Origin of the sequence: Prauserella muralis, assembly GCF_003202285.1 — a bacterium.
Classification (GTDB): Bacteria; Actinomycetota; Actinomycetes; order Mycobacteriales; family Pseudonocardiaceae; genus Prauserella_B; species Prauserella_B muralis.
Genome location: NZ_MASW01000007.1, coordinates 329,354 through 355,349, shown reverse-complemented (window position 1 = coordinate 355,349; position 25,996 = coordinate 329,354). Strand labels below are relative to the sequence as shown.

The window sequence follows — 25,996 nt, the reverse complement described above, 5'->3', positions numbered from 1 at the left end:
CTAGCCTGGTCGTCATGCCATCGACGCGCTCCGTCATCCAGGTCGCCGACGAGGACCTGGAGCAGCTCCGTGCCAGGCTGCGGGCTACCCGGTGGCCGGCGCGGTGGCCGCTGAGCGGATGGGGTGCGGGCACCGATGGCGGCGAGCTGCGCCGCCTCGTCGAGTACTGGGCGGATGGCTTCGACTGGCGGGCGCAGGAAGCGATGATCAACGCCCTGCCGTCCCGCTTCGAGACGGTCGCGGGGGTGCCGGTGCACTACCTCCGCTTCGATGGTGAGGCCGCGGACGCGGCGCCGATCGTGCTGACGCACGGCTGGCCGAGCACGTTTCTGGAGCACGTCGGACTCGCGAAACGGCTGGCGCGCCCTTCCGAGTACGGCGCGGTGGGAGCGACGGCGTTCACGGTGATCGTGCCCTCCCTGCCGGGCTTTCCCTTCACCCCGCAGTGGCCCGACCTGCCTGCCCTGGCGACGCACGAACTGTGGCACCGGCTGATGACCCAGCTCGGCTTCCCCCGCTACCTCGCCCATGGCGGGGACCTCGGCGCCGGTGTCAGCACCCGGCTCGCCGCGGCCCACCCCGACGCGGTGCTGGGCATCCACGTGCTCGCCGTTGCCGATCCGGAGCGCCAGGACGGTCTGACGGAGCAGGAACGAGCCTACGTCGCGCAAACCGCGCGATGGCACGCCGAGGAAGGCGGTTACGAGCACCTCCAGCGCACGCGGCCACTGTCGGCCGCCTACGCGCTCAACGACTCGCCCGCTGGGCTCCTGGGATGGCTGCTGGAGAAGTACCACGCGTGGACCGACCACGAAGACGGTGCACCGGGCTTGAGCGACGACCTCATCCTGACGCAGACCAGCCTGTACTGGTTCACCGGCGCCATCGCGCCGTCATTCCGTCCGTACTGGGAGCACAGGGCCTTCCCACCTGGCCCGGTCTCCGTCACCGTCCCCACGGCTCTGGCGGTGTTTCCCGCCGACCTCGTGCAACCACCCCGCAGCTGGGCCGAACGCGGTTACCACCTCACTCGCTACACCCGCATGCCCCGGGGAGGGCACTTCGCCGCCCTCGAACAGCCGGACCTGCTCGCCGCCGACATCCGCGCCTTCGCCCGCACGCTGCGCTGAACGCCGATGTCCTCGTACCAGATGTACGAGCGCCGCTCGATGAACACTGCGCATCATCGCGACGCATCCAGATCATCCCAGTGGGCACGGATTCTCGAACCGACGGTGGCGGCGACGGCTGCCGCATCCTGAGGTCAGCGCGGTCCCTCCGCGGGGTTGGTACCCAGAACGCAGGCGACCGGGGGATCGAGGTCGAGTATCTCGACGCGCAGGTGTGCGAAGCCCGCATCGGCGAGCAGGTCGCGCAGCTGGCGGGCGGCCTCGTCGGTCGTGTCGCGGTTCGCACCGGGGCGGCGCGGTTGGCTGACGAGTGCGATCCGCCCGCCGGGCCGCAGCAGGCCCCGCAGGTCGCCGAGCCGTTGTGCCGGGTCCGGCCAGAACCACAGCGAGTTCACCGACAGGATGGCGTCGAGCGGCCCATCGACGTGCGGGAGCCGGTCCACGGAGGCCTGGACGAGTCGCACGCGCCCGGCGCGGACCGCGGCACGGTTGCGGCGGCTCGCCCTGCGGACCATGAGCGCGGAGTGGTCGATCCCGTAGACGCGACCCTGGGGAATGCGGCGGGCGAACTCGGCGACGGCGACGCCCGGGCCGAAGCCGATCTCGAGCACGCGGTCCGCGGGACCCGGTTCCAGCAGGGACACCGCCCAGCGGTTGCGCTGCCGGTTGGAGGGGCGATGCGCCATGAGCCAGCCGGCCATCCGCCCGCCGAGGCCTCGCGGATGCCCGAACTGCCGCACCATGCCGCTGAGCACGCGTTGCTTGAGGGGCTCGTTCGTTGTCGTCATGATCCCGAGTGAACGGCTTCAAGTACGCTTGAAGTCAAGATGACGACGGAGCAGTGGACGATCGGTGAGCTGGCGCGCCGCGCGGGCGTGGCCACCTCCGCCCTGCGCTACTGGGAGGACCTCGGTCTGTTACCGGCGCCCGACCGCGCGGCGGGTCAGCGACGCTACCCGCCTTCGGCCGTCGCCCTGGTGGGCGAGATCCTCGTCCTGCGCGACGTGGGCTTCACGCTGCGCGAGATCCGCGAACTCCTCGCCGCCCGTTCCTCGGGCGCCAAGGAATGGCGCGAGCTGCAGGAACGCAAGCTCGCCGAACTCGACCGGCGCATCGCCCAGGCCCAGGCGGCACGCACCGCGATCGCCCACGGCCTCGCCTGCCCCTACGAGGACGTCCACGACTGCCCCACCTTCGGCAACCTGCTCGCCGCGCGGCTCGCCGGAGCGTCCCTCGACGAGGTGCACTCCCGGTTCCACTCTCGCTGAGCGGGGTACGGCGATCAGCCGGCCTCGAGGACGAAGAACGGGAAGCTCGGGAACGTGTCGAGCAGGTGGACGTCATCGGGGAACCGCTCGGCTGCCGCCGGGACGGGCCGGGGTTCGCTGAGGGCCGCGAGCCGGAACCCGGCCGCAGTGAAGGCGTCGGTCATCGCGTGCAGGGGCCGGTGCCAGAACGTCAGCCGCGCGGCCCGGCCACCCATGGCCCAGTCCTCGGTCCAGCTGTAGGTCTTGAAGTAGTCGGGGCGTGGCCCGCTCTGGCGATGGATGAGGTTGATCGCCATGGGGTGGTTGACCGAGGCGATGAGCCTCCCGCCGGTCCTCAGCACGCGCCGCAGCTCGGCGAGCGTCGGTCCCCAGTCCCGCAGGTAGTGCAGCACCAGGGACGCCACGACATCGTCGAACGAGTCGTCGGGGAAGGGCAGCGGTCCGGCCAGATCGGTATGCCGCAGGTCCGCGTCGGCGCCGAGCCGCCGCCGGGCCTGCTCCAGCATCCCGGCGCTGGCGTCGATGCCGGTCACGACGGCGCCCCGGTCGCGGAGTGCCGCGAACAGCGGGCCTGCTCCGCAGCCGGCGTCGAGGACCCGCCGACCCGCCACCGCCCCGGCCAGCTCCAGGGCCGCGGGCCGTTCGTAGTAGGCGTTCAGGAGACTGGACTCGTTCTCGGCCGCATAGGCACCGGCGATGCCGTCGTAACCGCTCGCCTGGGACGCGTCAGGGGGTACGGCATGGGCCTGCTGGTGCCACGTCATGGGGTCGATCCTGGCATGACCGCATGACTCACGAGACGGTCGTGGTGGGTTGCGTTTCCGCTTATTGGCGGCATTCTGTGTGGTCTCTTTGTGGTGCGGTTTTGTGGGTGGTCCGGTTTAAAGACGGCTGCGGAGGTGTGGGGGTGGCTGGGTTTTGCTGTTCGGCTTGCGTTCCGCTGTGGCGCCTACCGCATATCCCGCTGCGGACCGGCTTGCAGGTGGTCCGGTTTACAGACGGCTGCGGAGGCGTGGGGATGGCTGGGTTTTGTTTTTGGGGTTGCGTCCGTTTTCTGGCGCCTTTTTGAAAGTGTTTCGGGTGTGCATTCCGTGAACCTTGTTGGTAGACTGCTACTGTGACTGGGGTTCTTGATTGGCTGATCGATCCGGACACCGTGGACTGCCATTCCGGCGCCTTTTTCGGGTTGCGGGACGACGAGATCGCGGAGATGTCGGATCGGGTGATCCTGGATGTGATCACCTCGGCGCAGCGGCTGATCTGCCGCGCGCAGGCGGTGCAGGCCCGCGCCATCCACCACCTGGCCACCCTGCGGCAGGGATCGCGGTGGGTGGCCGACGAGATCGCCCCCGAACTCGGGGTGTCCCGGCAGGCCGCGCACACCCAGGTGGCGGTGGCGGCGGATCTGTGCACCCGGTTGCCGGCGATGCTGGCGGCGATGGACGTCGGGCAGATCGACGCGGTCAAGGCCCGCAAGATCGCCGAGGTCACCGCACCCCTGTCCGACGCCCACGCCCGCGAGGTGGATGCGCGGCTGGCGGGCCGGGTCGCCGGCAAGGACCCGGCCGGAGTCCGGCGCACCGCCCGACGCGCAGTGCAGGCCGTCGACCCCCACGGCGCGGCCGAACGCGCCGCACGGCGCCGCCGGGAGCGGCGGGTAGAGCTGGCCCACGAGGACGACGCGATGAGCTCGCTGTGGGCGTATCTGCCGGCCGAAACCGGCTCCGCCTGCTACACCCGCATCGACACCCTCGCCCGGTCACTGAAGACCAGCGGTGAGCCCCGCACGCTGGACCAGTTGCGGGCCGACGTGCTCGCCGACCTGATCCTCGGCAAAGCCACCGGCAGCCGGGCAGCGGCGCAGGTGTTCGTGCACGTGCCCCTCGACGCCGCGCTGCAGGTCAGCGAACGGGGGTGCGAACTGGCGGGGCACGGCCCGATCCCGGCCCCGCTGGCGCGGCAGATCATGGCCGACCCGCACAGCGTCTGGCGCAAGGTCACCACCGACCCCGCCTCCGGCGCCGTGCTCGACGTCGGCCGCACCCGCTACCGGCCCCCCGCCGCACTCGCCGACTTCGCGCGGGTCCGCGACCGGGAATGCCGCGCCCCAGGCTGCCACCGGCCCGCCCACCACTGCGACCTCGACCACAACCACGAATGGCACCACAACGGTCGCACCGCCGCCTGCAACCTGTGCTGCCTCTGCGAACACCACCACCACCACCACCTCAAAGACCAACCCGGCTGGCACTTCGACCTCGACGAGCACACCGGCGAACTACACATCACCACACCAGCCGGCAAAACCCACACCACCCGACCCGAACCGATTATCGAACCGTGAGCCGGGTCGGCGCGCAGGCGCTTCGCGCCGACCGAGCATCGAGGGTCGGTTTCGCGGTCACTCCCGCACCGGAACGCCGATGTCCTCGTACCAGATGCCGGGACGCCGCTCGATGAAATCGCGCATCATCGCGACGCACTCGGCGTCGTCGAGCAGCGTGATGGCGACACCGTGCTCGGCGAGCCAGTCGTGCCCGCCGGAGAACGTCGTGGCCTCACCGATCACGACGCCGGAGATGCCGAACTGACGGACCAGGCCGCTGCAGTACCAGCACGGCGACAGGGTCGTGACCATGATCGTGTCGCGGTAGTGCGGCCGGCGTCCCGCGTTGCGGAACGCGTTCGTCTCGGCGTGCATCGACGGATCGCCGTCCTGGACCCGCCGGTTGTGGCCGCGGCCCAACAGTTCGCCGTCGACGGAGAACAGCGCCGCGCCGATGGGCACGCCGCCCTCCGATCCGCCGAGTCGGGCCTCCTCCTTGGCCACGGCCAGCAGGGCGGCAGCGTCCGTCACGTCCGTCACGTCCCTCAACTTACCCGCCGTCAGGGGTGGCACGAGGGCTGAGCGACCGCTTAGTATGTCGCGGACGTCAGCGACGATGGGAGGTGGCGCCGAGCATGCGCAGCGCGAGCTCGCCATACTCCTTGCCCAGTGCCTCCGGGGACTTCCGGGCGCGCTCGGTGTACCAGCGCGCGACGTCGATGCCCAGCGACAGGATGGCGCGGGCCGCCGTGCCCGGATCGGTGACCGTGAAGTCGCCCGACTCCACACCCGTGACCACGAGGTCGCGCACGATCCGTTCGATGCGCCGCCGCAGGCCGGCGACCACCTCGTACTCCGTCTCGGGCAGCGCGCCCAGCTCGTACTGCACCACCCTCGCGACGGTGTGCCTGCGGGCGTGCCAGGCCACGAACCGCTCCACGATCTCGCGCATCGCCTCGACGGGCGAGTCGTTCTCCTCGGCGGCCGACTCGACCAGTCCCAGCGCCTGCTCGTGCCCGCTGCGGCTGATGGCGAACAGCAGCGCGGCCTTCGACGGGAAGTGCACGTACAGCGCCGCCGGGCTCATGCCCGCGTTGGTGGCGATGTCCCGGGTGGTGGTGGCGTGGTAGCCGCGCCGCGCGAACGACTCGACCCCGGCCAGCATCAGCCTGCGTGCGGTTTCCGGCTGGACATCGGGCCACAAGTCGGCCGGCAGCGACATCGTCATGCCAGGATTGTAAGCGAGCGCTTAGCGCGGATTGGAGATTGGCTGCAGTGAACTCGCTCAAGGATCGCGTCGCCATCGTGACAGGCGCCAGCAGGGGTATCGGGCTCGGCGTCGCCAAGGAGCTGGTGGAACGCGGCGCGAAGGTGTGCATCACCGCCCGCAAGCCCGACCCGCTCGCCGAGGCCGTCGAGGAGCTGGGCGGCAACGCCGTCGCACTCGGTGTGCCCGGCAAGGCCGACGACCCCGCGCACCAGGACGAGGTGATCGCCCGCACCCTGGACGCCTTCGGCAGCGTCGACTTCCTGGTCAACAACACCGGCATCAACCCCGTGTACGGGTCCATCCTGGACGTGGAGCCCGACGCGGCCGCCAAGATCTTCGCCGTCAACGTGCTGGCCCCGCTCGCCTGGACCCGCAAGGTCCGCGACGCGTGGATGGGCAAGCACGGCGGCGCCGTGGTCAACGTGGCCTCCATCGCCGGGCTGCGCGCCTCGCCCGGCATCGGCATGTACGGCGTCAGCAAGGCCGCGGTCATCCGGCTCACCACCGAGCTCGCCGTCGAGCTCGCGCCCGGCATCCGTGTCAACGCCGTGGCGCCCGCCGTGGTGAAGACCAAGTTCGCCACCGCCCTCTACGAGGACCGCGAGGACGAGGTGGCCTCGGCCTACCCGATGAAACGGCTCGGCGTGCCCTCCGATGTCGCCGGGGCCGTCGGGTTCCTGCTCTCCGAACAGGCGGGCTGGATGACCGGCCAGACGCTCGTGCTCGATGGCGGCGTGACCCTGGGCGGCGGCCTGTGAGCATCGACCTCGACGGCGCCGGTGTGGTGATCACCGGCGGCGGCCGCGGCATCGGGGCCGCGCTCGCGCGGTCGCTGGCCGGGCAGGGTGCGCGGGTCGTGGTCGCCGACCTCGACGCCGACGGCGCGAACGCGGTGGCCGGCGAGGTCGGCGGCACCGCCGTCGCCGGGGACGTGGCGAGCGAGCAGGGCGTGCGCGCACTCGTCGCCGAGGCGCGCACGGCGCTCGGCGAGATCGACCTGTTCTGCGCCAACGCCGGCGTCGCGCCGCACGGCGGGCCGGACGCCGCCGAGGAGGCCTGGGCGCTCGCGTGGGAGGTCAACGTGATGGCCCACGTGCGGGCGGCGCGGGAACTGCTGCCCGCGTGGCTCGACCGTGGCCGCGGGCACTTCCTCGCCACGGTGTCCGCCGCGGGCCTGCTCACCAGCCTCGGCTCCGCGCCCTACTCGGTGAGCAAGCACGGCGCGCTCGCGTTCGCCGAATGGCTGTCCGCGACCTACCGGCACCGGGGCATCACCGTGCAGGCCGTGTGCCCGCAGGGAGTGCGCACCAAGATGCTCGCCGACACCGGCACGGCGGGCCAGCTCATCATGGGGGCCACCGCCATCGAGCCCGAGCAGGTCGCCGATGCGTGCCTCGCCGGGCTGCGCGACGGGCGGTTCCTGATCCTGCCGCACCCCGAGGTCGCCGACTACTACGCCGTGCGCGCCACGCAGACCGACCGCTGGCTCGGCGGCATGAACAAGCTCCAGCGGAAGGTGGAGCACGAGGCGGGCGGATGAGCGCGCCCGCTGGCCTATCCTGCCTGGCATGACCGGACCGGACGACACGCGCGCGGTGCCGAGGCGCCTGCTCTCCGAGGCGACCCGCCTGTTCGCCGAGCAGGGCTTCGACCGCACCAGCGTGCAGGAGATCGTCGCGGCGGCCGGGGTCACCAAGGGAGCGATGTATCACTACTTCGGCTCCAAGGACGACCTGCTCTACGAGATCTACGCCAGGGTGCTGCGGGAGCAGACCGAGCGGCTGGAGAAATTCGCGGCCACCGAGGAGCCCGTGGCACGGCGGCTGTTCGCCATCGCCGCCGACGTCGTGGTGAGCACCATCGCCAACCTCGACGACACCACGATCTTCCTGCAGTCCATGCACCAGCTCAGCCCCGAGAAACGCCGGACGGTGCGTGCCGAGCGGCGGCGCTACCACGAGCGGTTCCGCGGGCTCATCGAGGAAGGCCAGCAGACGGGGGAGTTCCGCACCGACAAACCGGCCGAGGTCGTGGTCGACTTCTTCTTCGGCGCCGTCCACCACCTCGGCTACTGGTACCGCGAGGGCGGCAGGCTCTCGGCGCAGGAGGTCGGCGACCACTTCGCCGACCTCCTGCTCAGTTCCCTGCGCTGACGCGGCACGGCGGCCCCGGCCCGCCACACCTAGGGTGGAGGCCATGCCGACCGACCACGTCATCGTCGCGACGACAACGGACTCCGAGGACGCCGCGCGCAAGCTCGCCGCGAGCGCCATCGACACCCGACTCGGCGCGTGCGCCCAGATCGTCGGCCCCATCACGAGCGTCTTCCGCTGGGAAGGCGCCGTGGAGACCGCCAAGGAATGGCGGGTCGAGGTCAAGACCGCAGCCGACCGGGCGCAGACACTCGTCGAGCACCTCACCGAACAGCACACCTACGACGTGCCCGAGGTGATCGTCACGCCGATCACCGCCGGGCACGCCGAGTACCTGTCCTGGCTCGTCACCGAGACCAGGGGGTGACCCTCACGCGGGCAGGTCCACCAGCCCGCCCAGCACGTCCCGGTGCCTGCCGGGCGTGCCGAGCGCGATCTCGTCGGCTTTGGCGCGCTTGAGGTACAGGTGCGCGGGGTGCTCCCACGTCATACCGATCCCGCCGTGCAGCTGGACGCACTCCTCGGCGGCGTGCACGGCCACCGGTGCGCAGTACGACTGGGCCACGGCCACCGCCACGCCCGTGTCGTCGCTGTCCGCGGCCAGCGCGTCGGCGGCATACCGGGCGGCCGCGCGGGCGGCCACCAGCTCCAGCCACACGTCCGCGATCCGGTGCTTGAGCGCCTGGAACGAGCCCACCGGGCGGCCGAACTGGTACCGGCCCCTGACGTAGGCCACCGTCTCGTCGAGGCACCACTGCGCCACGCCGAGCTGCTCCGAGGCGAGCAGCCCCGCACCGGTGAGCAGCGCGCGGTCCAGCGCGTCCCGCGCGGAACCGGCCAGCCGCTGCGCGGGCGCGTCGGTGAAGGTCACGTCGGCGATGCGGCGGGTCAGATCCAGCGGCACCGCCTCGTCGACCGTCACCCCCGCGGCCGTGGTGTCCACGGTGTACAGCGCCGGGCCGTCCGGTCCGGTCGCGGGCACCACCAGCACGTCGGCGGCGGAGGCGTCGGCCACCGTGCTCACCGTGCCGCGGAGGGTGCCGTCGCCGGCGGCGGTGACCGAAGAGGGGAACGCCGCCCCGGGCACCGCCGACAGCGGCACGGCCAGCGCACCGGTCGTCTCGCCGGAGGCCAGCCGCCGCAGCAGCTCCGCCACCGGCTCGGCGGCCGTGTCGGCGCCGAGCAGCGCCGTGGTGGCGAGCACGGCGCTGCCCAGGTACGGCACGGGTGCCACGCTGCGGCCCAGCTCCTCCAGCACCAGCGCGGTCTCCCTGGCCGAGGCGCCCTGGCCGCCCAGCTCCTCCGGCACGTGCAGCCCCGCAAGGCCCAGCTCGGCTCCCAGCGTGCGCCACAGCTTCGCGTCGTACGGCTCGGTGCTCTCCACCCTGGCCAGCAGTGCCGAGGGCTCGCAGCTGTCGGTCAGCAGGTCGCGGACACTGGCCCGCAGGTCGTTCTCGACATCGGAGTACAACAGGTTCGGAGCAGTGCTCATCGGGTCAGGCCCTCCTGTGCTGGCCGGCGGGTCCAAAGCTCCCCAATGCGGCATTGGTAGCGCTGGGCGCTACCAATGCCGCATTGGTGGCGTTGGACGCTACGAATGTGGCATTGGGGAGCTTTCCGCCGCGCGGTGCGTTCATCGGGGCAGGTCCTTCCAGGCGACGTCCTTGTCCACCCGCGGTTCGGACGGCAGCCCGAGAACCCGCTCGGCGATGATGTTGCGCAGGATCTCCGAGGTCCCGCCCTCGATGGAGTTGCCCTTCGCACGCAGGTACCGGTAGCCCGCCTCGCGGCCGGTGAAGTCGACCAGCTCCGGCCGCCGCAGCGTCCAGTCGTCGTAGCGCAGGCCCTGCTCGCCGAGCAGCTCGACCTCCAGCCCGGACAACGCCTGCGACAGCCGCGCGAAGGCCAGCTTCATCCCGGAGCCCTCCGGCCCCGGCTGGCCGACGGCGAGCTGCTGGCGCAGCCGCGTACCGGCCAGGCGGAACGCCTCGGCCTCGGCCCACAGCCGCAGCAGCCGGTCCCGCAACTCCGGCGTGCGCAGCTCCGGGTGCTCGCGCCAGGTGGCGGCCACCTTGCCGACCATGCCACCCTCCCGCGGGATGGCGTTGCCGCCGATGGCGACCCGCTCGTTCATCAGCGTCGTCTGCGCGACCTGCCAGCCCTCGCCCACCTCGCCGAGCCGGTGCGCGTCGGGGATGCGCACGTCGGTGAGGAACACTTCGTTGAACTCCGCCTCGCCGGTGATCTGGCGCAGCGGCCGGACCTCCACGCCCGGCGCCGTCATGTCGCACACGAAGTACGTCATGCCCTTGTGCTTCGGCACGTCCGGGTCGGTGCGGGTCACCAGGATCGCCCAGCGTGCGGTGTGCGCGCTGGAGGTCCACACCTTCTGCCCGGTGACCACCCAGTCGTCGCCGTCGCGCACCGCGCGGGTGGCCAGCGCGGCGAGGTCGGAGCCCGCGCCGGGCTCGCTGAAGAGCTGGCACCACACCTCCTCGCCGGTCCAGAGTGGACGCAGGAAGCGCTTCTTGTTCTCCTCGCTGCCGAACCGCAGGATCGTCGGCGCCGCCATGCCGAGCCCGATGCCGATGCGGCGCGGGTTGTTGTCCGGCGCGCCCGCCGCGGCCAGTTCGGCGTCCACGACACCCTGCAGCTCGCGGGGCGCGTTCAGCCCGCCGAGCCCGGCGGGGTAGTGCACCCACGCCAGCCCGGCGTCGAACCGGGCACGCAGGAACTCCAGCCGGCCGGTCGTCGCCGGGTCGTGTTCGGCCAGCAGGTCGCGCACCCGCGCCCGCAGCCCCTCGGCATCCACAGTGGACTCGCTCATCAGCGGTACCTCTTCAGCTCACGGCGGGCCAGTGACTGCTTGTGCACCTCGTCCGGCCCGTCGGCGAGGCGCAGCATCCGGGCGGCGGCCCACAGCTCGGCGAGCGGGAAGTCCTGGCTCACGCCACCCGCGCCGTGTGTCTGGATCGCCTTGTCGAGAATCCACTCCACCGCGGCGGGAGTGGCGATCTTGATGGCCTGGATCTCGGTGTGGGCGCCCCGGTTGCCGACGGTGTCCATCAGCCACGCGGTCTTGAGCACCAGCAGCCGCAGCTGCTCGACGCGCACCCGCGCCTCGGCGATCCAGTCCTGCACCACACCCTGGTCGGCGAGCGGCTTGCCGAACGCCACGCGCGACGTGGCCCTGCGGCACATCAGCTCGATGGCGCGCTCGGCCATGCCGATCAGCCGCATGCAGTGGTGGATGCGGCCGGGGCCCAGCCGGGCCTGCGCGATCCCGAATCCGCCGCCCTCCTCGCCGATGAGGTTCTCGGCGGGCACCCGCACGTCGTCGAACACGACCTCGGCGTGCCCGCCGTGGTCGCCGTCGGTGTAGCCGAACACGTGCATGCCCCGCCTGACCGTCATGCCCGGCGTGTCCCTGGGCACGAGCACCATGCTCTGCTGGCGGTGCGGCTCGGCGTCGGGGTCGGTCTTGCCCATGACGATGAAGATCCGGCAGTCCGGGTTCATCGCGCCGGAGATGTACCACTTGCGGCCGTTGATGACGTAGCTGTCGCCGTCGCGTTCGATGCGGGTGGCGATGTTGCGGGCGTCGGAGGAGGCCACGTCCGGCTCGGTCATCGCGAACGCCGAGCGGATCTCGCCGTCCAGCAACGGCCGCAGCCACTCCTTGCGCTGCTGCTCGGTGCCGAACATCGCCAGCACCTCCATGTTGCCGGTGTCCGGCGCGGCGCAGTTCAGTGCCACCGGAGCCAGGTGCGGGCTGCGGCCGGTGATCTCGGCCAGCGGCGCGTACTGCAGGTTGGTCAGCCCGGACCCGTGCTCTCCGGGCAGGAAGAAGTTCCACAGCCCGCGCTTGCGGGCCTCGGCCTTGAGCTCCTCGACGACCGGGACGCTCGTCCAGGGGTCGTCCCGCTGTGCCAGCTGCTCGGTGAACACCGGTTCGGCGGGGTAGATGTGGGATTCCATGAACGCCAGCAACTGCTCGCGCAGCTGTTCGGTCCTGGCATCGAACGCGAAGTCCATGACTAGTCCTCCTTGAGCGCGGCGTTGCCGTGCGCCACCAGCGGCGCGACGCCGGAGCCGATCCTGTCGAAGCCTTCCCCGACCGTCTGGCCGTGGCTGAAGCGGTAGTAGATGCCCTCCAAGATCACGGCGAGCTTGAAGAACGCGAAGCCGACGTACCAGCTCAGGCCCGACACGTCCCGCCCGGAGCGCTCGGCGTAGCGGGCGACGACCTCGTCGGTGCCCGGGTAGCCCGGTGCGGCGCTGACGTTGCTGACGAAGCTCAGGTCGAGTGTCGAGCGCTCGGCGTAGGCCACCATGAGGGCGATGTCGGTGAGCGGGTCGCCCAGCGTGGACATCTCCCAGTCGAGCACGGCCTTGATCTCGTCGTCGGTGCCGACGAGCACGTTGTCGAGCCGGTAGTCGCCGTGCACGATCGTCGGCTCGGGGGAGGCGGGCAGCCGCCCGGCGAGCCGCTCGTGCAGCTCGTCGATGCCGGGAAGGTCGCGGCTGCGGGAGGCGTCGAGCTGCTTCTTCCACCGCCGCAGTTGCCGCTCCAGAAAGCCCTCCGGCCTGCCGAAGTCGGCCAGCCCGGCCTCGGCCGGGTTCACCGCGTGCAGGTCGACGAGCGTGTCGATGAGCGAGTCGGCGATGGCGCGGGTGCGCTCGGCGCCCAGCCGCTCCAGCTCCTCCTTGCCGCGGTACGGAGTGCCCTCGACGAACTCCATCACGTAGAACGGCGCGCCCAGCACGTCGGGGTCCTGGCACAGCAGCAGCGTCCGCGGCACCGGCACGGGAGTGGGGCCGAGCGCGCTGATCACGCGGTGCTCACGACCCATGTCGTGCGCCGTTGGCAGGACGTGTCCCAGCGGAGGGCGGCGCACCACCCACCGTCCGGTGCCGTCGCTGACGACGTAGGTCAGGTTCGACCGGCCGCCCTGGACGACCTCGGCGGTGAGCGGCCCGGTGACGAGGCCGGGCCGCTCCCGGTCGAGATGGGCGCGCAACCGCGCCAGGTCGAGCCCCGGTGGATCCTGATCACTCACGGTGACCTCCTTGTCGCGTGAGACCGGCGGTACCGACCGGTCGGTATGTCGAGACGCCGCTCCGTGCGACGGCGGCGCGCCCGGCGCACGGGTCTAGGGAACCAGGACCGCGACCGTCTCGGCCACGCACGCGGGTTTGCTCTGGCCGTCGATCTCGATCGTCCACCGCACGACGGCCCGCACGCCCTGCTCCGACGGAGTGACCTCGGCCAGTTCCGCGGTCGCCCTGATCTTGGAGCCGACCGGAACCACCTGCGGGAAGCGCACCTTGTTGAGGCCGTAGTTGATGCCCATGCGCAGGCCCTCGACGCGGTAGACCTGCTGGCCGAACATCGGGATCAGCGACAGGGTGAGGTAGCCGTGGGCGATGGGGGCACCGAAGGGACCCTCGGCGGCGCGCTGCGGATCGACGTGGATCCACTGGTGGTCGCCGGTGGCGTCGGCGAACAGGTTCACCTGCTCCTGGGTCACCGTGTGCCAGTCGCTCTGGCCCAGCCGCTCGCCCGCGGCGCCGGTGAACTCGTCGAGGCTGCCGAACACGCGCACGCCGCTCATGCCTTCGGCCCGCCCGCCACGTAGACGACCTGGCCGGACACGAACGACGACTCGTCGCCGACCAGGAACGAGACCACGTTGGCGATGTCGTCGGGCTGGCCCACCCTGCGCACCGGGATCTCGGCCGCGGCGGCGGCTTTGAAGTCGTCGAAGTTCATGCCGACGCGCTCGGCGGTGGCCGCGGTCATCTCGGTCTCGATGAACCCCGGCGCGATCGCGTTGACCGTGACGCCGAACTTGCCGAGCTCGATGGCCAGGGTCTTGGTGAAGCCCTGCAGGCCGGCCTTGGCGGTGGAGTAGTTCGCCTGGCCGCGGTTGCCGAGGGCGGAGGTGCTGGAAAGGTTGACGATGCGGCCCCAGCCCTGCTCGGTCATGTGCTTCTGCGTCGCGCGGCTCATCAGGAACGAACCCCGCAGGTGCACGTTCATCACCGAGTCCCAGTCGGACTCGCTCATCTTGAACAGCAGGTTGTCCCTGGTGATGCCGGCGTTGTTGACGAGCACGGTGGGCGGCCCGAGCTGCTCGGCCACGGCACTCACGGCGGAGTCGACGGCGTCGGCATCGCTGACGTCCACGCTGAGGCCGATCGCGCGGCCACCGTCGGCGGTGATGGCTTCGGCGCCTGCCTTGGCGCCCGCCTCGTCGAGGTCGAGCAGGGCGACGGCGAACCCGTCACGCGCGAGGCGCCTGGCGACGGCGGCGCCGATGCCGCGGCCTGCCCCGGTGACGATCGCGACACGGGAAGCGGACTCGGTCACTTCATCCTCCTCATCGAGTAAGCGTGCGCTTAGCAACCTACCAGAGGATGTCCCGGACGAGATGGCGTCAGGTGGTGGCGAGGCTGTGCTGAGGCGCGGGCGAGCGCAGCAGGCCCACGCCGAGGAACAGGACGGCGACGACCTCGTTGAGCGCCATCAAGCGCTCCACGAGCCCGAGCGGGATGGCCCGCCACCAGGCCTCGCCGCCCGCGAGCATGAGGCCCACCGCCGTGAGGATCACCCCGAACCACGCCAGCGACGTCAGTGCCAGCAGGCGCGCCAGCCAGCGCAGCGGCGCCGACGAGGGGAAGCTGGCCCGTGCCGCCGCCAGCACCGCCAGCGGCAGGCAGACGAACGCCACGATGCTGGCGTAGCGGTGGATCGTCCCGGCGAGGCTGGGGCCCACCGACCAGTCCGTCTTGGGAAACACCATCACCGTGAGCAGGCCGAGCACCCACGCCGCGCCCAGCACGGTCGTCGCCGACAGCGCGCGTACCCGGCCCTGCCGGACGAGCGTGCCGAACACCGCCGCCGACCCGGCCGCGACCAGCAGCACCGCGACGTCGAACAGCCACCTGTCGGGTCCGAGCGCGTACTCGCTGATGGTCCTGCGGACGGGGTCGATGCCGTCACTGGAGGGCAGCAGATGCAGCAGCCCCATGAGCAGGGAGCCGGTGAGCAAGGACGTGACGCCGACCACGGGCAGGGCCGGGCTGCTCGGTGCAGATGTGTCCGCCATGCCCGACATTGAGCCACAACCCGCGTGAACCGGGTGTGATCAGCGCCGGTCGGCGGAGCCCGCGACCCTGGCGAGCACCGTCCTGAACACCTCGCGATCTACAGTGGACGGATCGGCGGCCAGCCACGCGCCGATCTCGTGCACGAACTGCTCCGGCGTCATCGGCGGCGCCGTCCCCTGCGGCTCCGGCTCGGTGCTGAGCGCGCCCGCCCGGCTCGGGTACACGACGAGGGCGCCGCGTACCTCGACATCGGGCAGGAGCGCCCGGAACGCCTCGACGCTGTCCGGCAGCCTGCTGCCGCCACCGCGGAAGCGCCTGCCGTTGCGCAGCAGCACCCCGTCACCGGTGCTGTAGTGCCCCGGCAGCCACAGCTTCGACTCCACCAGCACCAGCCGTCTGCCGCACAGCACCGCGTGGTCGACGTCGGCGAACACCGAGTCGGGCCAGGAGAGCCCGTGGAAGATCCGCGCGCCGGGCAGCCGCGTGAGGTAACGGGAGAGCAGGTCGGCCGTGAGCCGTTCACCGACCTGGTCCGGATCGGCGCCGGGTCGGCCGAACACCGTGCGCCCGCCGAACTCGCTGCGAAACGCCCGCACCGTGCGCAGGGTCGCCAGGTACCTGCGGCCGAGCAGCACCGCGACGCAGCCCGCGGCGGCGAGCACGACCAGCCAGGTGACGAGCACCGGCGTGGAGAAGGCCGACGGCGCGAGCAGCACCGGCAGCGCGAGCGCCAGCAGCGCACCCACGGCCGCCACGGTGGGCGCATGCCCCGGCGAGCCGGGCCGCGCGTAGTGCACGCGGGTGACCGCGTCCACCGTGTGCCACCACGGGATCGCCTCGACATCCAGCCGGGGCGCGGGCGGCACGAAGTCCGGGTCCTCCCCGAAGCGGCGTGGCCGGGACCGGGGGCGCCACTGCGGCCGGGGCCGGGTGGCCGTGGCGACCGGCAGCGTCTCGGTGGGCTCGTCGTCACGGTCGTACTCCGCGCGCCGCACCGGATCGGTGAGTGTTTCGTAGGCCTCGCGCAGCAGGCGGAAAGTTCCCGTCGTGCCGCCGGTGTCGGGATGCATCGACCGCGCGAGCGCGCGATACGCCGACTTGATCTCCGCGGGCGTGGCGTCGGGACGCACGCCGAGGAGCTCGTAGTAGTCGACATCGTGCACGGGCCGCACCTCCTTGGCAGCGCACACGATATGGCGTGGGCGCGGGGATCCGCGCACCGGCCGCCGCCATATTGACGAGCACCACCCCGTAGGCTGAACGCGTGCGGCTGGACGGTCCGATGGTCCTGGACGGTGGTCTGGCGACCGAACTCGAAGCGCGCGGGCACGACCTGTCGGACGCGCTGTGGTCGGCCCGCCTGCTCGCCGACGCACCGGACGAGATCGTGGCCGCGCACGAGGCGTTCTACCGTGCCGGGGCCGACGTCGCCATCACCGCGAGCTATCAGGCCAGTTTCCCCGGCTTCGCCGCCGCCGGAATCGGCAGGGCGGAGGCCGAGACACTGCTGCGCCGCAGCGTGGAGCTCGCCGCGCGCGCCAGGGACCGGGTGCCCGGTACCCGGCGCCGGTGGGTCGCCGCCTCGGTGGGGCCGTACGGCGCGATGCTCGCCGACGGCTCGGAGTACCGCGGCCGTTACGGGCTGAGCAGGCGGGAACTGGTGGCGTTCCACCGGCCCCGGCTGGAGGTGCTCGCCGCCGCGGGGCCGGACGTCGTCGCCCTGGAGACGATCCCCGACGCCGACGAGGCCGAGGCGATGCTCGATGCGCTGGCGGGCCTCGGTGTCCCCGCGTGGCTGTCGTACACGGTCGAGAGCGGCCGCACGCGAGCGGGACAGCCGCTCGCCGACGCGTTCTCCGTCGCGGCCGGCCGCGACGACGTGCTCGCCGTCGGCGTCAACTGCTGCGCGCCCGGCGAGGTCGCCGAGGCGGCCGCGCTCGCCCGGGAGGTGACCGGCAAACCGGTGGTCGCCTACCCGAACAGTGGCGAGAGCTGGGACGCGCGGCGGCGCACGTGGATCGGACGGTCCCGCTTCGCCGCCGCGGACGTCGCGCGCTGGCGGGCCGAGGGAGCCGAGTTGCTCGGCGGCTGCTGCCGTGTCGGGCCTGCCGACATCGGCGCGCTGGCTCACTCGTTGAGGCTCCCCTGAACGAGCGATATTTCCCGCCTGAAACAGCGCACCGATAACAGGCATGTGACGCTCAGGTTCCGGGTACTCCGACGCCACAGAAACAGTGGTCCGGCAGCCGGGCTTCGTGTGGACCGTCCATCAGCGACAGTCCACACGGTCTGGTGCGACCGGAAACGGCCCAGTCGGCCACGGAAAGGACGGAAGCCGGATGAACATAACGGAATCCTTCAACGACATGCTTCGGTCGGTCATCACGTTCCTGCCGAAGTTCGCCGCCTTCCTGGTGATCCTGCTCATCGGCTGGCTCATTGCGAAGGGCTTGCGCAAGCTCGTCACGATGCTGCTGCACCGGCTGGGTTTCGAGCGCGCCGTCGAGAAGGGCGGGATCAAGCGGGCTCTCGAGCGGTCCAAGTACGATGCGAGCGGCCTGATCGCCGCGCTCGTCTACTACGCCGTTCTGCTGATCGCGCTGCAGCTGGCGTTCGGGGTGTTCGGTCCCAACCCGGTCAGCGCCATGCTGACAGCCATCGTGGCGTGGCTGCCGCGGGCCATCGTGGCCGTCATCATCATCGTCGTGGCCTCCGCCATCGCCGGTGCGGTGCGTGACCTGCTCGGCAGTGCGCTGAGCGGGCTGAGCTACGGCAACTTCGTGGCCCGGCTGGCGCAGGTGTTCATCGTGGCACTCGGTGTCATCGCCGCCCTGAACCAGGTCGGGGTCGCCACGACGGTGACGACGCCGGTGCTCGTGGCGGTGCTGGCCACCGTCGGCGGCGTGCTCGTCGTCGGTGTCGGCGGCGGCATGGTGCGGCCGATGCAGCAGCGCTGGGAGCGCTGGCTGGGCCGCGCCGAGCAGGAGATGCCCAACGCGAAGGGCCAGACCCAGGCGTACCAGCGCGGCCGTGAGGACGCGATGCGTGCGCAGACCGAGCCGTTCCAGTCCCCGGCGGTCGGGCAGCAGACGCCGCAGGACCACCCGAGGTAAGCACCCGGCAACGGACAGCGGCGGCGGGAGCACGGCCGGTGCCCCGCCGCCGCTTCGCGCGCGGGGGACGCTACGGCACCGAGCCGACAGCCAAGCCGCCACCGGATACGACCGCCCGGCACCGAGCCGAAGGTGCCCGTGGGTACACGATGCGTACCCAAGGTGCCCTTGGGCTCGCTCGGTGGTGGCCCGGGGCGTGCGTGTGGGTTCCCGGTGTTGGTCGGTGCCGGGGGCGAGCCGAAGGTGCCCGCGGGTACACGATGCGTGCCCAAGGTGCCCTTGGGCTCGCTCGGTGGTGGCCGGTAGGTACCGAAGGTCACCTTGGGCTCGGCGGCGGCGCTGAGGATGCGCTAGAAGAACAGCAGCGGGTCGACGTCCCCGCTGTTGACCACCACGGTTCCCGCGGCGGCCAGCAGGCACACCGCGGCGAGGCGGAGGGTGACCCAGTCGCCTGGTTCCGGCCGCCATCCCGCGCTCGTTCCCGAGCCGTCCTGCACGCCGCGGGCGTAACCGGCGAGCTCGACGGGGCCGACATGGCTGCCGCTCAGCGCGAGGATGTCGCGGACGGCGGCTGCGTGCTGGTCGACGGTGGCGAGCAGCCCGGGTGCGAGCGCGCTGAGGGACAGGCCCGCACTGCCCAGCCTGTCGGCCAGTGCTGCCAGCTCACGACGCGCGGCGGACTCCTGCCACGCCCTCAGCAACCAACTCATCGCCGGACAGCATACGAAAACCCTTCATTCGGAAAGAAGGGGGCCCAGCGGTCCGAGGTCGATGTTGAGGTCCTCCGGCTCCAGCCCGAAGTGTTCCCGCAGCTCGACCATGCGTTCCTCCAGTCGCATGAGGGTGAGACCGATGCGCTCGACCTGGTCGTCGCTCAGCCCACCGTCCTCGACTCTGCGCAGCGCCTGGCGCTCCATGAGCTGGCGGAGCAGCTCGACGATGGTCAGCACGAGCCCGGCCAGCCCCTTCTCCACGGACTCCGGGTCGGTGCCGATGCGCTCGGCCAGCGGATTGCGACGGGCTACGGGGCCGCGCTCGGGCTCAGCCATCGGCGGCCGCCCGTTCCAGCGTGCTCGCCGAGGTGATGAGTGCCCGCAGCGAGACGTGCACCAGGTCGACCTCGGCGATGCATAGGGTCACCTCGCCGGAGAGCACCACCCCGCCCGCGAGCACACGGTCGAGCAGGTCGACCAGCGAGATGCGGCGCTCGGGCGCCGCGTCGACCTCCCTCACTGGACCACCCCCGCGAACGAGTAGGGCGGCCACGGCCCGGTCAGCTCCAGCCGGACGCCGCGCCGGGTCCCGGCCAGCGCCTCGACCTGCCGGGCCAGCTCCTCGGCGCGGTCGTCGTCGACGAGGTAGGCGCCGTTGAGCACCATCCAGCCGCGCTCCCGCGACAGCGCCGGGTCCTGCGGCGGATGCCGCCGTGCGGAGACGGCCAGCCGGGCCAGGGCGGTGTGCAGGTGCTCGGCGTGCGCGGCCGCCTCCCGCTGCGCCGCCTCACGTGCCGACAGCTGCGCCTTGCGCCGCAGCAGGTACGCGGTGCCGGCGCCCTGCCCGGAGCCCTCGGCAGGGGCGGCGGCATCCTCCGCGAGGGCGTCCGGGTCGGCGTAGGCCTTCACCCCCCACTCGGTGCGCCCGGCCAGCAGCTCCAGCGCGGCGGTGAAGTCGGCGCGCCGTTCGGCGAGCAGCCCGCGCACGCGGTCCTCGCCCAGGTAGACGGTGGCCAGCCGCAGCGGCACGGCCGCCGTGGCCGCCCGTGCGGCGGCCGTGACCACCGTGTCGTGCGCGCGTGCCGTGGCGGCCAGCCAGTCGAGGTCCTCCAGGTTGCGCCGCAGCGCCTCCTCACCGAACTCGGCGAGATCCACCGGGCTGACCAGCGCGGTCAGCTCACCCTCGGTCAGCGGCCGCACGGGCGCGCCACCGACACCGCGGTCGGTGCCCAGCCGCTCGGCGGCGAGTCCGGTGGTCACGGCGTAGACCCACAGTGCCTGCTCCGGGTGTTCCTCAGCCATCGCGCTTGCCGTCCTTCGGCGCCTCCAGCTGCTCGATCCGTTCCCGCAGCCTCCGGTTCTCCTGCTTGAGCTCCCGCTGGTCGTTGCCGCCGGTGAGCCACGGATCGTGCTCCCACCAGTCGATGCCGACCTCCTTCGCCGTCTCCAGCGAGGCCACCACCAGCCGCAGCTTGATGGTGAGCAGCTCGATGTCGAGCAGGTTGACCTGGATGTCCCCGGCGATGACCAGGCCCTTGTCGAGCACCCGCTCCAGGATGTCGCCGAGGTTGGCCGGCTGGTGGTTGCCTCCGCCCCCGGAGCTCTGCATGGGGCTGACGGACGACGCGGGCTGCACGGGTCCCGTCATCGTGCGCCCCCGTTCGCGCGGTCGCCGCTGCCCCGCGAGTAGCGGCGCGTCCGCCGGTAGGCCAGCAGCTCGCCCCGCAGGTCGAGATCCGCCTCGTACAGCGCCAGCAGGTCCGCCGACGACGGGATGCGGCTCTCCTCGACCACCTCGATCTCGACCCGCCACCCGTCGTCGGTGGGCTCGGCGGACACGGCTCCGACGGTCTGCTTGCCCGCCAGCCGGGCGATGTGCTCCAGCGCCAGCTCCGCGGCCTCGGCGGCCGCCAGGTCCGCCTCGTCGGCGGCGCGGTCCGGCGTTTTCGGCTGTTGGTCCGCCACGGGTGTCACTCCTCTCCCGGCGCGCTGTCCGCCGGGGGCGCGGCCATGCGTTCCATGGCCTCCTGCTGCACCCGGCGCTCCTCCTCGGGCGAGATCTCGCCCGCCGCGCGTGCCTGCTCGGCGGCCTCGAGGTCACGCCGCACGGAGGAGGCGTCGTGCAGCTCGGAGTCGACCCGCTCCTGGATGACCTCGGCCAGCGCGATCACGCCGCGCACCGGGGCCAGCGGAAGGCCGAACACCAGCGAGAGCAGTCCCATCTCGTCACTCCTGCTGCGGTTGTTGCGTGACCACGAAGTCGTACGGCGCGAGCGGCCCGAGCAGGCGCAGCTCGACGCGGTCCCGCCACTCGCCGGCGAGCTCGCCGACGGCCTGCTCCAGGTCCTGCTGTGCGGCCACCTCCGCGAGGAACGCGACGTGCACGGCGTCCTCCTCGTGGGTCGGCTCGCGCACGTTGACGGTCGTCGCCAGCTCGCCGAGCGCGTCGAGCGCGTGCTGGGTGTCGGCCTCGCGCTTGGCGGCGATGGCGTTGTTGATCAGCTCGCCCAGTGCGATCCGCTCGTTGCGGGTGGCGTCCGCAGGCTTGTCGCGGATCTCCTCGCGAAGCTGCGCGGCCTCCTCGTTCTCGGTGACGATCTCGCGCAGCACGGCCTGCTCGTCGTAGCGGCCCTTGAGCACGTACTCGGCCTTGCCCTCCAGCTCCTGCAGCGCGGCGTGGAACTCGTCGTGGTGCTCGGCGAGCAGCTCCCGCTCCACCGCCTCCGAGCCGGTGAGCACGGCGCCGAAGCGCAACGGCAGCACCGGCGCCTCGGCCGACGTGGCGTCGAGGATGCGGGCGTGTGCGGCCAGATCCTCCGGCTTGCCGAGCGGCCGGTCGGCCCTGATCTCGCTCACCAGGGCCGCCAGCTCGCCGTGCCGGACGGCCTCGATGGGGCTGGGCGGGTCGCCCACCCCCCGCGCCTCCGGGTCGGTCTCCACGTCGGCGGGCACGATGCCGTACACGTAACAGACGGTCTGCTCCGCGGTGTCCTCCCGCGGTTTCTCGGTCTGCTGCGCCATGTCAGTCGCCCTTCCGTCCTCTGCCTGCGGACTGTGCCTGCTCGTCCTCACCGAGGAAGTCACGCAGCTTGTCTCCTGCGGCCTCGATCGCGCCCTTCGTCTTGGATCGGGCGCCGCCCTGGGACATGTCCTGCATCAGGTCCGGCAACCCCTTCTGCTCGTTGTCGGAGATGTCGAGACGGTTCACCGCCTCGGCGAAGCGCAGGTAGGTGTCGACGCTGGCCACGACGATCCGGGCGTCGATGGTGAGCAGTTCGATGCCCACGAGCGAGACGCGGACGTAGGCGTCGATCACCAGCCCCTTGTCCAGGATCGTGTCGATGACGTCGGCGAGGCTGGAGGAGGACGGGCGGTCGAACCCGCCTCCCCCTCCGCCTCCGGCCGGCTGAACGGCTGTGGTCATGAACGGCCTCCACGGGTGCCGCGCCTTCTCGGGCGCGGGCTTTCCTCGGCTTCGTCGGTGTCCTCGGGTTCCGGCTCGGCGCCGGCTTCGTCGGTGTCCTCTTCGGACTCGCGCTCGCGGGCTTCGTCGGTGTCCTCGGTGTCCTGGTCGGACTCGCCGGACTCGGTGTCCTCGGACTCACCGGTGTCGACGACCTCGCCGTCGCGGATCTCGCCGCGCCAGCCCTCGATCTCGTCGGCATGGAGCAGTGACTCGGTCATCACGTGCCTGCGGAAGTGCTTGAGCTCCAGGCGGGCCCGGCGGCCCTGCGCGCGCCACAGGTTGCCGGTGCGCTCGAAGAATCCCTGCGGGTGATACTCGAGGACCAGCAGGATGCGGGTCAGGTTCGGTGCGAGCTCGTGGAAGGTCACCGCGCCGTCGACGTAGCCCTTCTCACCGGAGGAGCGCCAGACGATCCGGTCGCCAGGCACCTGGTCCAGAATCGTGGACTCCCACGTGCGGTGCGACCAGAAGACCTGGGCCTTCCACTTGAGCCGTTCGTCGGAGACCTGCTCGACGTTCTCGACCTTCTTCATGAACGTCGGGAACTCGGTGAACCGGGTCCACTGGTCGTAGGCCAGGTCCACCGGCACGCCCACGTCGATGCTCTCGACGATGTTGGTGACCTTGAGCGGGTCGTCCGAGCCCTTGCCGCCGCCACCGCCGCCGAGAGCGCTGCCGAGCTTCTCCTTGAGCCCGGTGAGCCCGGCGCCGACCGCGGCCTTGAGGGCCGGTTTGCCGGTGAGCGCCGACAGCAGTCCTCCCGAACCGTTGCCGGACGCGTAACCGTTGAGCCGCTCGGCCGTCGAGCCGATCCGCCCCGTCACCGCCTTCACGGCACGCGTCGTCAGTGTTCCCGTGAGGTCCTGCAAAGCCTGCCGCAGCTGGTCGGACGGATCCGCCGACTGGGCCGCGCCGCCCGCCTTGCCTGCCGTGCCGGCGGCGCGCCCCGCGGTGTCGCGGGCCTGGTTCTTGGCGCGCTGCGCCGTCCTGGTGGCCATACGATCACCTCCGGGTGCGCCGCACGGGCGCCCGCTGCGTGGAGCCGCGCGACTGGCCGGAGCTGCGTGGCTGCGCCGACCGCCTGCGCCGGACCGGCCGCCGCTGCTCCTCGTCGGAGTCGGACTCGGGTTCGGGCTCCTGCTCGTCGCCGGCGTCGGCCTCGTCGTAGTCGGCCTCCGCCTCCCGCTCGGTGCCCTGCTCAGCGGTCTCCGGCTCCTGGCCGGTGTCGTCCTGCTCGTCGTCGGCGCCGCCGCGACGCGGGGCACCACCGGAGGCCAGGCGCTCGTTGAGCGAGCCGATGCGCTCCGTGGCCGCCGACATCGCCGCCGACCTGGCCGCGCCCAGCAGGTCGCCCTTCACGCTCTCGGTGATCTGGCCGAGCTCAGGTGAGGACGCGAGCTTGCCCGCTCCCTGCCGCAGCAGCGCACCGGGCCCCCCGACCTTGCCGGTGGCACTCGCCGCGGCGAGCATCAACGCCAGCCGCCCCTTGCGGGAGCGGCCGAGAAGGTAGCCGGCGCCGACTGCGACGGCCACCTGTGCACCGCGTTTCACGATCGATCTCCCTCGATCATCAGCTGGTTGACCCGGGCGAGGTTCGATGCCGAACCCGCCGGGCTGGGGACCCGATCGAGTTACCACCGGCGAGTGATAACAAAACGCTTCCATTCCCGTTACCGCAGGATTGCTCCAGGTGGCGCAACGCGTGCGGGGTCCTTGGCGGGGCCGTGGAGGGCGACGCTCTAGTCTGTCGGGGTGACAGGGAGGCACCGTTGAGTGACGACGAGGGTCGGCTGGTCGCGGGCCGGTACCGCCTGCTGAGCCGGATCGGCAGCGGCGCCATGGGTGTCGTGTGGCGAGCCGTCGACGACCGCCTGGACCGCACGGTGGCCGTCAAGCAGCTTCTGCTGCCTCCCGGGCTGAACGAGACCGAGGGGGAGAAGGCCCGGCAGCGCGCGTTCCGCGAGGGGCGCATCGCCGCGCGGCTGCAGCACCCCAACGCCATCTCGGTCTACAACGTGGCCGATCACGAGGGCGCGCCCGTGCTGGTCATGGAGTACCTGCCGTCGCACAGCCTTTCCGCCGTGCTGGCCGAGCGCGGCACCCTGCCGCCGGTCGAGGTGGCGCGCATCGGTGCCCAGGTCGCCTCCGCGCTCGTCGCCGCCCACGCGGCCGGGGTGATCCACCGCGATGTCAAGCCCGGCAACATCCTGCTCGGCACCGACGGCGTCACCAAGATCACCGACTTCGGCATCTCCCGCGCCGCGGGCGACATCACGGTGACGAGCACCGGACTGCTCGCGGGCACCCCCGCGTTCCTGTCCCCGGAGGCGGCGCGCGGCGCGGAACCCGGCCCGGCCTCCGACGTCTTCTCCCTCGGCGCCACCCTGTACGCCGCCGTCGAGGGCGTCCCGCCCTTCGGCAACACCGAGAACGAGATCGCCCTGCTGCACACGGTCGCCACCGGCCAGGTGATCCCGCCGCGCCAGGCCGGGCCACTCACCCCGCAGCTGGAGGCCATGCTGCGCGCGGAGCCGTCCGCGCGGCCGACCATGCAGCAGGTCGCCGAAGGGTTGCAGGCGGTGGCCGAGGGCCGGATGCCGATCGTGCCGCCCGCGGCCGAACCGCCGACCCTCCCGGCGACGATGGCCGCTGCGCCGCCCCGGCGCCCGGCCACACGGGTGGACATGCGGCCCGCCACCGGGATGTCGCATCCCGCGCCACCCCCGCAGGCCCCGCCCGCCGGCGTGCGGCCCTCGCCGGACGGGCGCAGGCCGCAACGTTCCACCAGGCGCATCGCCCTCACCGCACTGGCCGTGCTCGCCGCCGCGGCGATCGGCATCCTCGTCGCCGAGCTGATCGTCAATGCCGACGACGGCGAGCCGACCGCGGGCAGGACGCCCGCAGGCGGCTCGGCATCGTCCAGCGTCGAGCTGAGCTCGCCGCCCACCGAGCAGCAACCGCCACCGTCCAGTCCGGCGCCGGAACCGGCACCCGAGGTCTCCGAGGGCGAGCTGGAACAGGCGGTGGCCGACTACTACGCGCTGGTGCCCGGCGACACCGAGAGCGCCTGGGAACGGCTCGGCCCGGGGCTGCAGGCGCAGGGCAGGGAGAGCTACGACCGGTTCTGGGGCGAGATCAAGAAGGTGGAGATCGTCAGCGGGCCACGGGCACTCGACGACGAGACCGTGCGGGTGGGCCTGGAGTTCACCGTCGGCGGCGGTGACGTCTATCGCGAGGCGCACCGCCTGGGCATGGTGATCGTGGACGGGACGCCGCTGATCGACTCCGACGAGGTGCTGTCCTCGCGCAAGGTCAAGGGCGACGAAGGACGGGGCGGCGACCGGGACAAACCGGGCGAAGATGACGACAACTGACGTCTCGGCCCGGCGGCCGGGGTCCGTGATCGGGCATGCGCGCCTGGTGAGATAGTTTTGTCCGGCTCAC

Annotated in this window: 33 protein-coding genes; 10 read left to right on the top strand and 23 right to left on the bottom strand. The window is 71.9% G+C overall.

The window, feature by feature from the left end; all coding sequences use genetic code 11:
- The first annotated feature begins 14 nt into the window (after nucleotides 1-14).
- On the top strand, nucleotides 15-1,130 hold the full coding sequence (locus BAY60_RS31290; RefSeq protein ID WP_112285011.1) for an epoxide hydrolase family protein: 1,116 nt from the start codon (nucleotides 15-17) through the stop codon (nucleotides 1,128-1,130).
- Between the two features lie 134 nt (nucleotides 1,131-1,264).
- Here the strand turns inward: BAY60_RS31290 and BAY60_RS31285 are convergent, their stop codons facing one another.
- The gene (locus tag BAY60_RS31285; RefSeq protein WP_211330532.1) at nucleotides 1,265-1,918 is read right to left on the bottom strand and encodes a class I SAM-dependent methyltransferase; all 654 of its coding nucleotides are present in this window, start codon (nucleotides 1,916-1,918) and stop codon (nucleotides 1,265-1,267) included.
- A 39-nt stretch (nucleotides 1,919-1,957) separates the two neighbouring features.
- Here BAY60_RS31285 and BAY60_RS31280 point away from each other — a divergent pair, with 39 nt between their 5' ends.
- Nucleotides 1,958-2,398 (top strand): helix-turn-helix domain-containing protein, encoded by a 441-nt coding sequence (locus BAY60_RS31280; protein ID WP_112285010.1) that lies wholly within the window; start codon nucleotides 1,958-1,960, stop codon nucleotides 2,396-2,398.
- A 14-nt stretch (nucleotides 2,399-2,412) separates the two neighbouring features.
- On the opposite strand, the gene BAY60_RS31275 is transcribed toward BAY60_RS31280, so the two are convergent.
- Nucleotides 2,413-3,162, bottom strand: coding sequence for a class I SAM-dependent methyltransferase (locus tag BAY60_RS31275; protein WP_112285009.1), 750 nt, complete (start codon nucleotides 3,160-3,162; stop codon nucleotides 2,413-2,415).
- A 353-nt stretch (nucleotides 3,163-3,515) separates the two neighbouring features.
- On the opposite strand from BAY60_RS31275, the gene BAY60_RS31270 reads away from it, so the two are divergent.
- A complete protein-coding gene (locus BAY60_RS31270; protein ID WP_245992894.1) occupies nucleotides 3,516-4,742 on the top strand; it encodes a DUF222 domain-containing protein in 1,227 nt (408 codons plus the stop codon).
- Between the two features lie 57 nt (nucleotides 4,743-4,799).
- Here the strand turns inward: BAY60_RS31270 and BAY60_RS31265 are convergent, their stop codons facing one another.
- Both BAY60_RS31265 and BAY60_RS31260 read right to left on the bottom strand, forming a co-directional pair.
- Nucleotides 4,800-5,264 carry a nucleoside deaminase gene (locus tag BAY60_RS31265; RefSeq protein WP_245992893.1) on the bottom strand — a complete coding sequence of 155 codons (465 nt, stop codon included), beginning with the start codon at nucleotides 5,262-5,264 and terminating at the stop codon, nucleotides 4,800-4,802.
- A 67-nt stretch (nucleotides 5,265-5,331) separates the two neighbouring features.
- Entirely contained in the window at nucleotides 5,332-5,952 is a 621-nt protein-coding gene (locus BAY60_RS31260; protein ID WP_112285007.1) for a TetR/AcrR family transcriptional regulator, read from the bottom strand.
- Nucleotides 5,953-5,999: 47 nt separating this feature from the next.
- Here BAY60_RS31260 and BAY60_RS31255 point away from each other — a divergent pair, with 47 nt between their 5' ends.
- The 4 genes from BAY60_RS31255 to cutA are packed head-to-tail and all read left to right on the top strand — an operon-like array spanning nucleotide 6,000 to nucleotide 8,514.
- The gene (locus tag BAY60_RS31255; protein ID WP_112285006.1) at nucleotides 6,000-6,752 is read left to right on the top strand and encodes an SDR family oxidoreductase; all 753 of its coding nucleotides are present in this window, start codon (nucleotides 6,000-6,002) and stop codon (nucleotides 6,750-6,752) included.
- On the top strand, nucleotides 6,749-7,534 hold the full coding sequence (locus tag BAY60_RS31250) for an SDR family NAD(P)-dependent oxidoreductase (RefSeq protein ID WP_112285005.1): 786 nt from the start codon (nucleotides 6,749-6,751) through the stop codon (nucleotides 7,532-7,534). Before BAY60_RS31255 ends, BAY60_RS31250 begins: the two co-directional genes overlap by 4 nt.
- Nucleotides 7,535-7,562: 28 nt before the next feature.
- A complete protein-coding gene (locus tag BAY60_RS31245; protein ID WP_112285004.1) occupies nucleotides 7,563-8,147 on the top strand; it encodes a TetR/AcrR family transcriptional regulator in 585 nt (194 codons plus the stop codon).
- A 43-nt stretch (nucleotides 8,148-8,190) separates the two neighbouring features.
- Nucleotides 8,191-8,514 (top strand): divalent-cation tolerance protein CutA, encoded by a 324-nt coding sequence (gene cutA, locus BAY60_RS31240; RefSeq protein WP_112285003.1) that lies wholly within the window; start codon nucleotides 8,191-8,193, stop codon nucleotides 8,512-8,514.
- Between the two features lie 3 nt (nucleotides 8,515-8,517).
- On the opposite strand, the gene BAY60_RS31235 is transcribed toward cutA, so the two are convergent.
- From BAY60_RS31235 to BAY60_RS31200, 8 genes are all read right to left on the bottom strand, one after another.
- Complete coding sequence (locus BAY60_RS31235; RefSeq protein WP_112285002.1) at nucleotides 8,518-9,639, bottom strand: acyl-CoA dehydrogenase family protein; 1,122 nt, start codon at nucleotides 9,637-9,639, stop codon at nucleotides 8,518-8,520.
- A gap of 141 nt (nucleotides 9,640-9,780) precedes the next feature.
- Complete coding sequence (locus tag BAY60_RS31230) at nucleotides 9,781-10,974, bottom strand: acyl-CoA dehydrogenase family protein (RefSeq protein WP_112285001.1); 1,194 nt, start codon at nucleotides 10,972-10,974, stop codon at nucleotides 9,781-9,783.
- Complete coding sequence (locus BAY60_RS31225) at nucleotides 10,974-12,182, bottom strand: acyl-CoA dehydrogenase family protein (protein WP_112285000.1); 1,209 nt, start codon at nucleotides 12,180-12,182, stop codon at nucleotides 10,974-10,976. The genes BAY60_RS31230 and BAY60_RS31225 overlap by 1 nt, the downstream gene beginning before the upstream one ends.
- A gap of 2 nt (nucleotides 12,183-12,184) precedes the next feature.
- Nucleotides 12,185-13,207: a phosphotransferase family protein gene (locus BAY60_RS31220; RefSeq protein ID WP_112284999.1), complete on the bottom strand. Its 1,023-nt coding sequence runs from the start codon at nucleotides 13,205-13,207 to the stop codon at nucleotides 12,185-12,187.
- A gap of 93 nt (nucleotides 13,208-13,300) precedes the next feature.
- Nucleotides 13,301-13,762 (bottom strand): MaoC family dehydratase, encoded by a 462-nt coding sequence (locus tag BAY60_RS31215; protein ID WP_112284998.1) that lies wholly within the window; start codon nucleotides 13,760-13,762, stop codon nucleotides 13,301-13,303.
- Nucleotides 13,759-14,520: a 3-oxoacyl-ACP reductase FabG gene (gene fabG, locus BAY60_RS31210; RefSeq protein WP_112284997.1), complete on the bottom strand. Its 762-nt coding sequence runs from the start codon at nucleotides 14,518-14,520 to the stop codon at nucleotides 13,759-13,761. The genes BAY60_RS31215 and fabG overlap by 4 nt, the downstream gene beginning before the upstream one ends.
- A gap of 67 nt (nucleotides 14,521-14,587) precedes the next feature.
- Nucleotides 14,588-15,259 (bottom strand): DUF998 domain-containing protein, encoded by a 672-nt coding sequence (locus BAY60_RS31205; protein ID WP_112284996.1) that lies wholly within the window; start codon nucleotides 15,257-15,259, stop codon nucleotides 14,588-14,590.
- Nucleotides 15,260-15,298: 39 nt separating this feature from the next.
- Entirely contained in the window at nucleotides 15,299-16,423 is a 1,125-nt protein-coding gene (locus BAY60_RS31200; RefSeq protein ID WP_112284995.1) for a J domain-containing protein, read from the bottom strand.
- A 119-nt stretch (nucleotides 16,424-16,542) separates the two neighbouring features.
- On the opposite strand from BAY60_RS31200, the gene mmuM reads away from it, so the two are divergent.
- Nucleotides 16,543-17,409, top strand: a complete 867-nt coding sequence (mmuM, locus tag BAY60_RS31195) for a homocysteine S-methyltransferase (protein WP_112285576.1) — start codon at nucleotides 16,543-16,545, stop codon at nucleotides 17,407-17,409.
- A 190-nt stretch (nucleotides 17,410-17,599) separates the two neighbouring features.
- Nucleotides 17,600-18,373, top strand: a complete 774-nt coding sequence (locus BAY60_RS31190) for a mechanosensitive ion channel family protein (protein WP_112284994.1) — start codon at nucleotides 17,600-17,602, stop codon at nucleotides 18,371-18,373.
- Between the two features lie 350 nt (nucleotides 18,374-18,723).
- Here the strand turns inward: BAY60_RS31190 and BAY60_RS31185 are convergent, their stop codons facing one another.
- From BAY60_RS31185 to BAY60_RS31135, 11 genes are read right to left on the bottom strand one after another with little or no spacing between them, the layout of a single operon-like run.
- The gene (locus BAY60_RS31185; protein WP_112284993.1) at nucleotides 18,724-19,083 is read right to left on the bottom strand and encodes a DUF6401 family natural product biosynthesis protein; all 360 of its coding nucleotides are present in this window, start codon (nucleotides 19,081-19,083) and stop codon (nucleotides 18,724-18,726) included.
- A 24-nt stretch (nucleotides 19,084-19,107) separates the two neighbouring features.
- Nucleotides 19,108-19,422, bottom strand: a complete 315-nt coding sequence (locus tag BAY60_RS31180; protein ID WP_112284992.1) for a gas vesicle protein K — start codon at nucleotides 19,420-19,422, stop codon at nucleotides 19,108-19,110.
- Complete coding sequence (locus BAY60_RS31175) at nucleotides 19,415-19,606, bottom strand: gas vesicle protein (protein WP_211330531.1); 192 nt, start codon at nucleotides 19,604-19,606, stop codon at nucleotides 19,415-19,417. Before BAY60_RS31175 ends, BAY60_RS31180 begins: the two co-directional genes overlap by 8 nt.
- Nucleotides 19,603-20,388: a GvpL/GvpF family gas vesicle protein gene (locus BAY60_RS31170; protein ID WP_112284990.1), complete on the bottom strand. Its 786-nt coding sequence runs from the start codon at nucleotides 20,386-20,388 to the stop codon at nucleotides 19,603-19,605. Before BAY60_RS31170 ends, BAY60_RS31175 begins: the two co-directional genes overlap by 4 nt.
- Entirely contained in the window at nucleotides 20,381-20,734 is a 354-nt protein-coding gene (locus BAY60_RS31165) for a gas vesicle protein (RefSeq protein WP_112284989.1), read from the bottom strand. The genes BAY60_RS31170 and BAY60_RS31165 overlap by 8 nt, the downstream gene beginning before the upstream one ends.
- Complete coding sequence (gvpO, locus tag BAY60_RS31160; protein ID WP_112284988.1) at nucleotides 20,731-21,051, bottom strand: gas vesicle protein GvpO; 321 nt, start codon at nucleotides 21,049-21,051, stop codon at nucleotides 20,731-20,733. Before gvpO ends, BAY60_RS31165 begins: the two co-directional genes overlap by 4 nt.
- A 5-nt stretch (nucleotides 21,052-21,056) precedes the next feature.
- Nucleotides 21,057-21,308 (bottom strand): gas vesicle protein GvpG, encoded by a 252-nt coding sequence (locus tag BAY60_RS31155; RefSeq protein ID WP_112284987.1) that lies wholly within the window; start codon nucleotides 21,306-21,308, stop codon nucleotides 21,057-21,059.
- 4 nt (nucleotides 21,309-21,312) lie between these two features.
- Nucleotides 21,313-22,107, bottom strand: coding sequence for a GvpL/GvpF family gas vesicle protein (locus BAY60_RS31150; RefSeq protein ID WP_112284986.1), 795 nt, complete (start codon nucleotides 22,105-22,107; stop codon nucleotides 21,313-21,315).
- A gap of 1 nt (nucleotide 22,108) precedes the next feature.
- Nucleotides 22,109-22,510, bottom strand: a complete 402-nt coding sequence (gene gvpJ, locus BAY60_RS31145) for a gas vesicle protein GvpJ (RefSeq protein WP_112284985.1) — start codon at nucleotides 22,508-22,510, stop codon at nucleotides 22,109-22,111.
- Nucleotides 22,507-23,550 carry an SRPBCC family protein gene (locus BAY60_RS31140; RefSeq protein ID WP_112284984.1) on the bottom strand — a complete coding sequence of 348 codons (1,044 nt, stop codon included), beginning with the start codon at nucleotides 23,548-23,550 and terminating at the stop codon, nucleotides 22,507-22,509. The genes gvpJ and BAY60_RS31140 overlap by 4 nt, the downstream gene beginning before the upstream one ends.
- Nucleotides 23,551-23,554: 4 nt before the next feature.
- Nucleotides 23,555-24,103 carry a hypothetical protein gene (locus tag BAY60_RS31135; protein ID WP_112284983.1) on the bottom strand — a complete coding sequence of 183 codons (549 nt, stop codon included), beginning with the start codon at nucleotides 24,101-24,103 and terminating at the stop codon, nucleotides 23,555-23,557.
- A gap of 218 nt (nucleotides 24,104-24,321) precedes the next feature.
- Between BAY60_RS31135 and BAY60_RS31130 the strand changes: the two genes are divergently transcribed.
- Complete coding sequence (locus BAY60_RS31130) at nucleotides 24,322-25,926, top strand: serine/threonine-protein kinase (protein WP_112284982.1); 1,605 nt, start codon at nucleotides 24,322-24,324, stop codon at nucleotides 25,924-25,926.
- Nucleotides 25,927-25,996 lie beyond the last annotated feature (70 nt).

What these genes read in the sequence shown, in the direction of transcription:
- BAY60_RS31290 (WP_112285011.1), top strand. Translation starts at nt 15, where the DNA reads ATGCCATCGACGCGCTCCGTCATCCAGGTCGCCGACGAGGACCTGGAG.
- BAY60_RS31285 (WP_211330532.1), bottom strand. Translation starts at nt 1,918, where the DNA reads ATGACGACAACGAACGAGCCCCTCAAGCAACGCGTGCTCAGCGGCATG.
- BAY60_RS31280 (WP_112285010.1), top strand. Translation starts at nt 1,958, where the DNA reads ATGACGACGGAGCAGTGGACGATCGGTGAGCTGGCGCGCCGCGCGGGC.
- BAY60_RS31275 (WP_112285009.1), bottom strand. Translation starts at nt 3,162, where the DNA reads ATGACGTGGCACCAGCAGGCCCATGCCGTACCCCCTGACGCGTCCCAG.
- BAY60_RS31260 (WP_112285007.1), bottom strand. Translation starts at nt 5,952, where the DNA reads ATGACGATGTCGCTGCCGGCCGACTTGTGGCCCGATGTCCAGCCGGAA.
- BAY60_RS31245 (WP_112285004.1), top strand. Translation starts at nt 7,563, where the DNA reads ATGACCGGACCGGACGACACGCGCGCGGTGCCGAGGCGCCTGCTCTCC.
- cutA (WP_112285003.1), top strand. Translation starts at nt 8,191, where the DNA reads ATGCCGACCGACCACGTCATCGTCGCGACGACAACGGACTCCGAGGAC.
- BAY60_RS31235 (WP_112285002.1), bottom strand. Translation starts at nt 9,639, where the DNA reads ATGAGCACTGCTCCGAACCTGTTGTACTCCGATGTCGAGAACGACCTG.
- BAY60_RS31230 (WP_112285001.1), bottom strand. Translation starts at nt 10,974, where the DNA reads ATGAGCGAGTCCACTGTGGATGCCGAGGGGCTGCGGGCGCGGGTGCGC.
- BAY60_RS31225 (WP_112285000.1), bottom strand. Translation starts at nt 12,182, where the DNA reads ATGGACTTCGCGTTCGATGCCAGGACCGAACAGCTGCGCGAGCAGTTG.
- BAY60_RS31215 (WP_112284998.1), bottom strand. Translation starts at nt 13,762, where the DNA reads ATGAGCGGCGTGCGCGTGTTCGGCAGCCTCGACGAGTTCACCGGCGCC.
- BAY60_RS31205 (WP_112284996.1), bottom strand. Translation starts at nt 15,259, where the DNA reads ATGGCGGACACATCTGCACCGAGCAGCCCGGCCCTGCCCGTGGTCGGC.
- mmuM (WP_112285576.1), top strand. Translation starts at nt 16,543, where the DNA reads ATGGTCCTGGACGGTGGTCTGGCGACCGAACTCGAAGCGCGCGGGCAC.
- BAY60_RS31190 (WP_112284994.1), top strand. Translation starts at nt 17,600, where the DNA reads ATGAACATAACGGAATCCTTCAACGACATGCTTCGGTCGGTCATCACG.
- BAY60_RS31185 (WP_112284993.1), bottom strand. Translation starts at nt 19,083, where the DNA reads ATGAGTTGGTTGCTGAGGGCGTGGCAGGAGTCCGCCGCGCGTCGTGAG.
- BAY60_RS31180 (WP_112284992.1), bottom strand. Translation starts at nt 19,422, where the DNA reads ATGGCTGAGCCCGAGCGCGGCCCCGTAGCCCGTCGCAATCCGCTGGCC.
- BAY60_RS31170 (WP_112284990.1), bottom strand. Translation starts at nt 20,388, where the DNA reads ATGGCTGAGGAACACCCGGAGCAGGCACTGTGGGTCTACGCCGTGACC.
- BAY60_RS31165 (WP_112284989.1), bottom strand. Translation starts at nt 20,734, where the DNA reads ATGACGGGACCCGTGCAGCCCGCGTCGTCCGTCAGCCCCATGCAGAGC.
- BAY60_RS31155 (WP_112284987.1), bottom strand. Translation starts at nt 21,308, where the DNA reads ATGGGACTGCTCTCGCTGGTGTTCGGCCTTCCGCTGGCCCCGGTGCGC.
- BAY60_RS31150 (WP_112284986.1), bottom strand. Translation starts at nt 22,107, where the DNA reads ATGGCGCAGCAGACCGAGAAACCGCGGGAGGACACCGCGGAGCAGACC.
- gvpJ (WP_112284985.1), bottom strand. Translation starts at nt 22,510, where the DNA reads ATGACCACAGCCGTTCAGCCGGCCGGAGGCGGAGGGGGAGGCGGGTTC.
- BAY60_RS31140 (WP_112284984.1), bottom strand. Translation starts at nt 23,550, where the DNA reads ATGGCCACCAGGACGGCGCAGCGCGCCAAGAACCAGGCCCGCGACACC.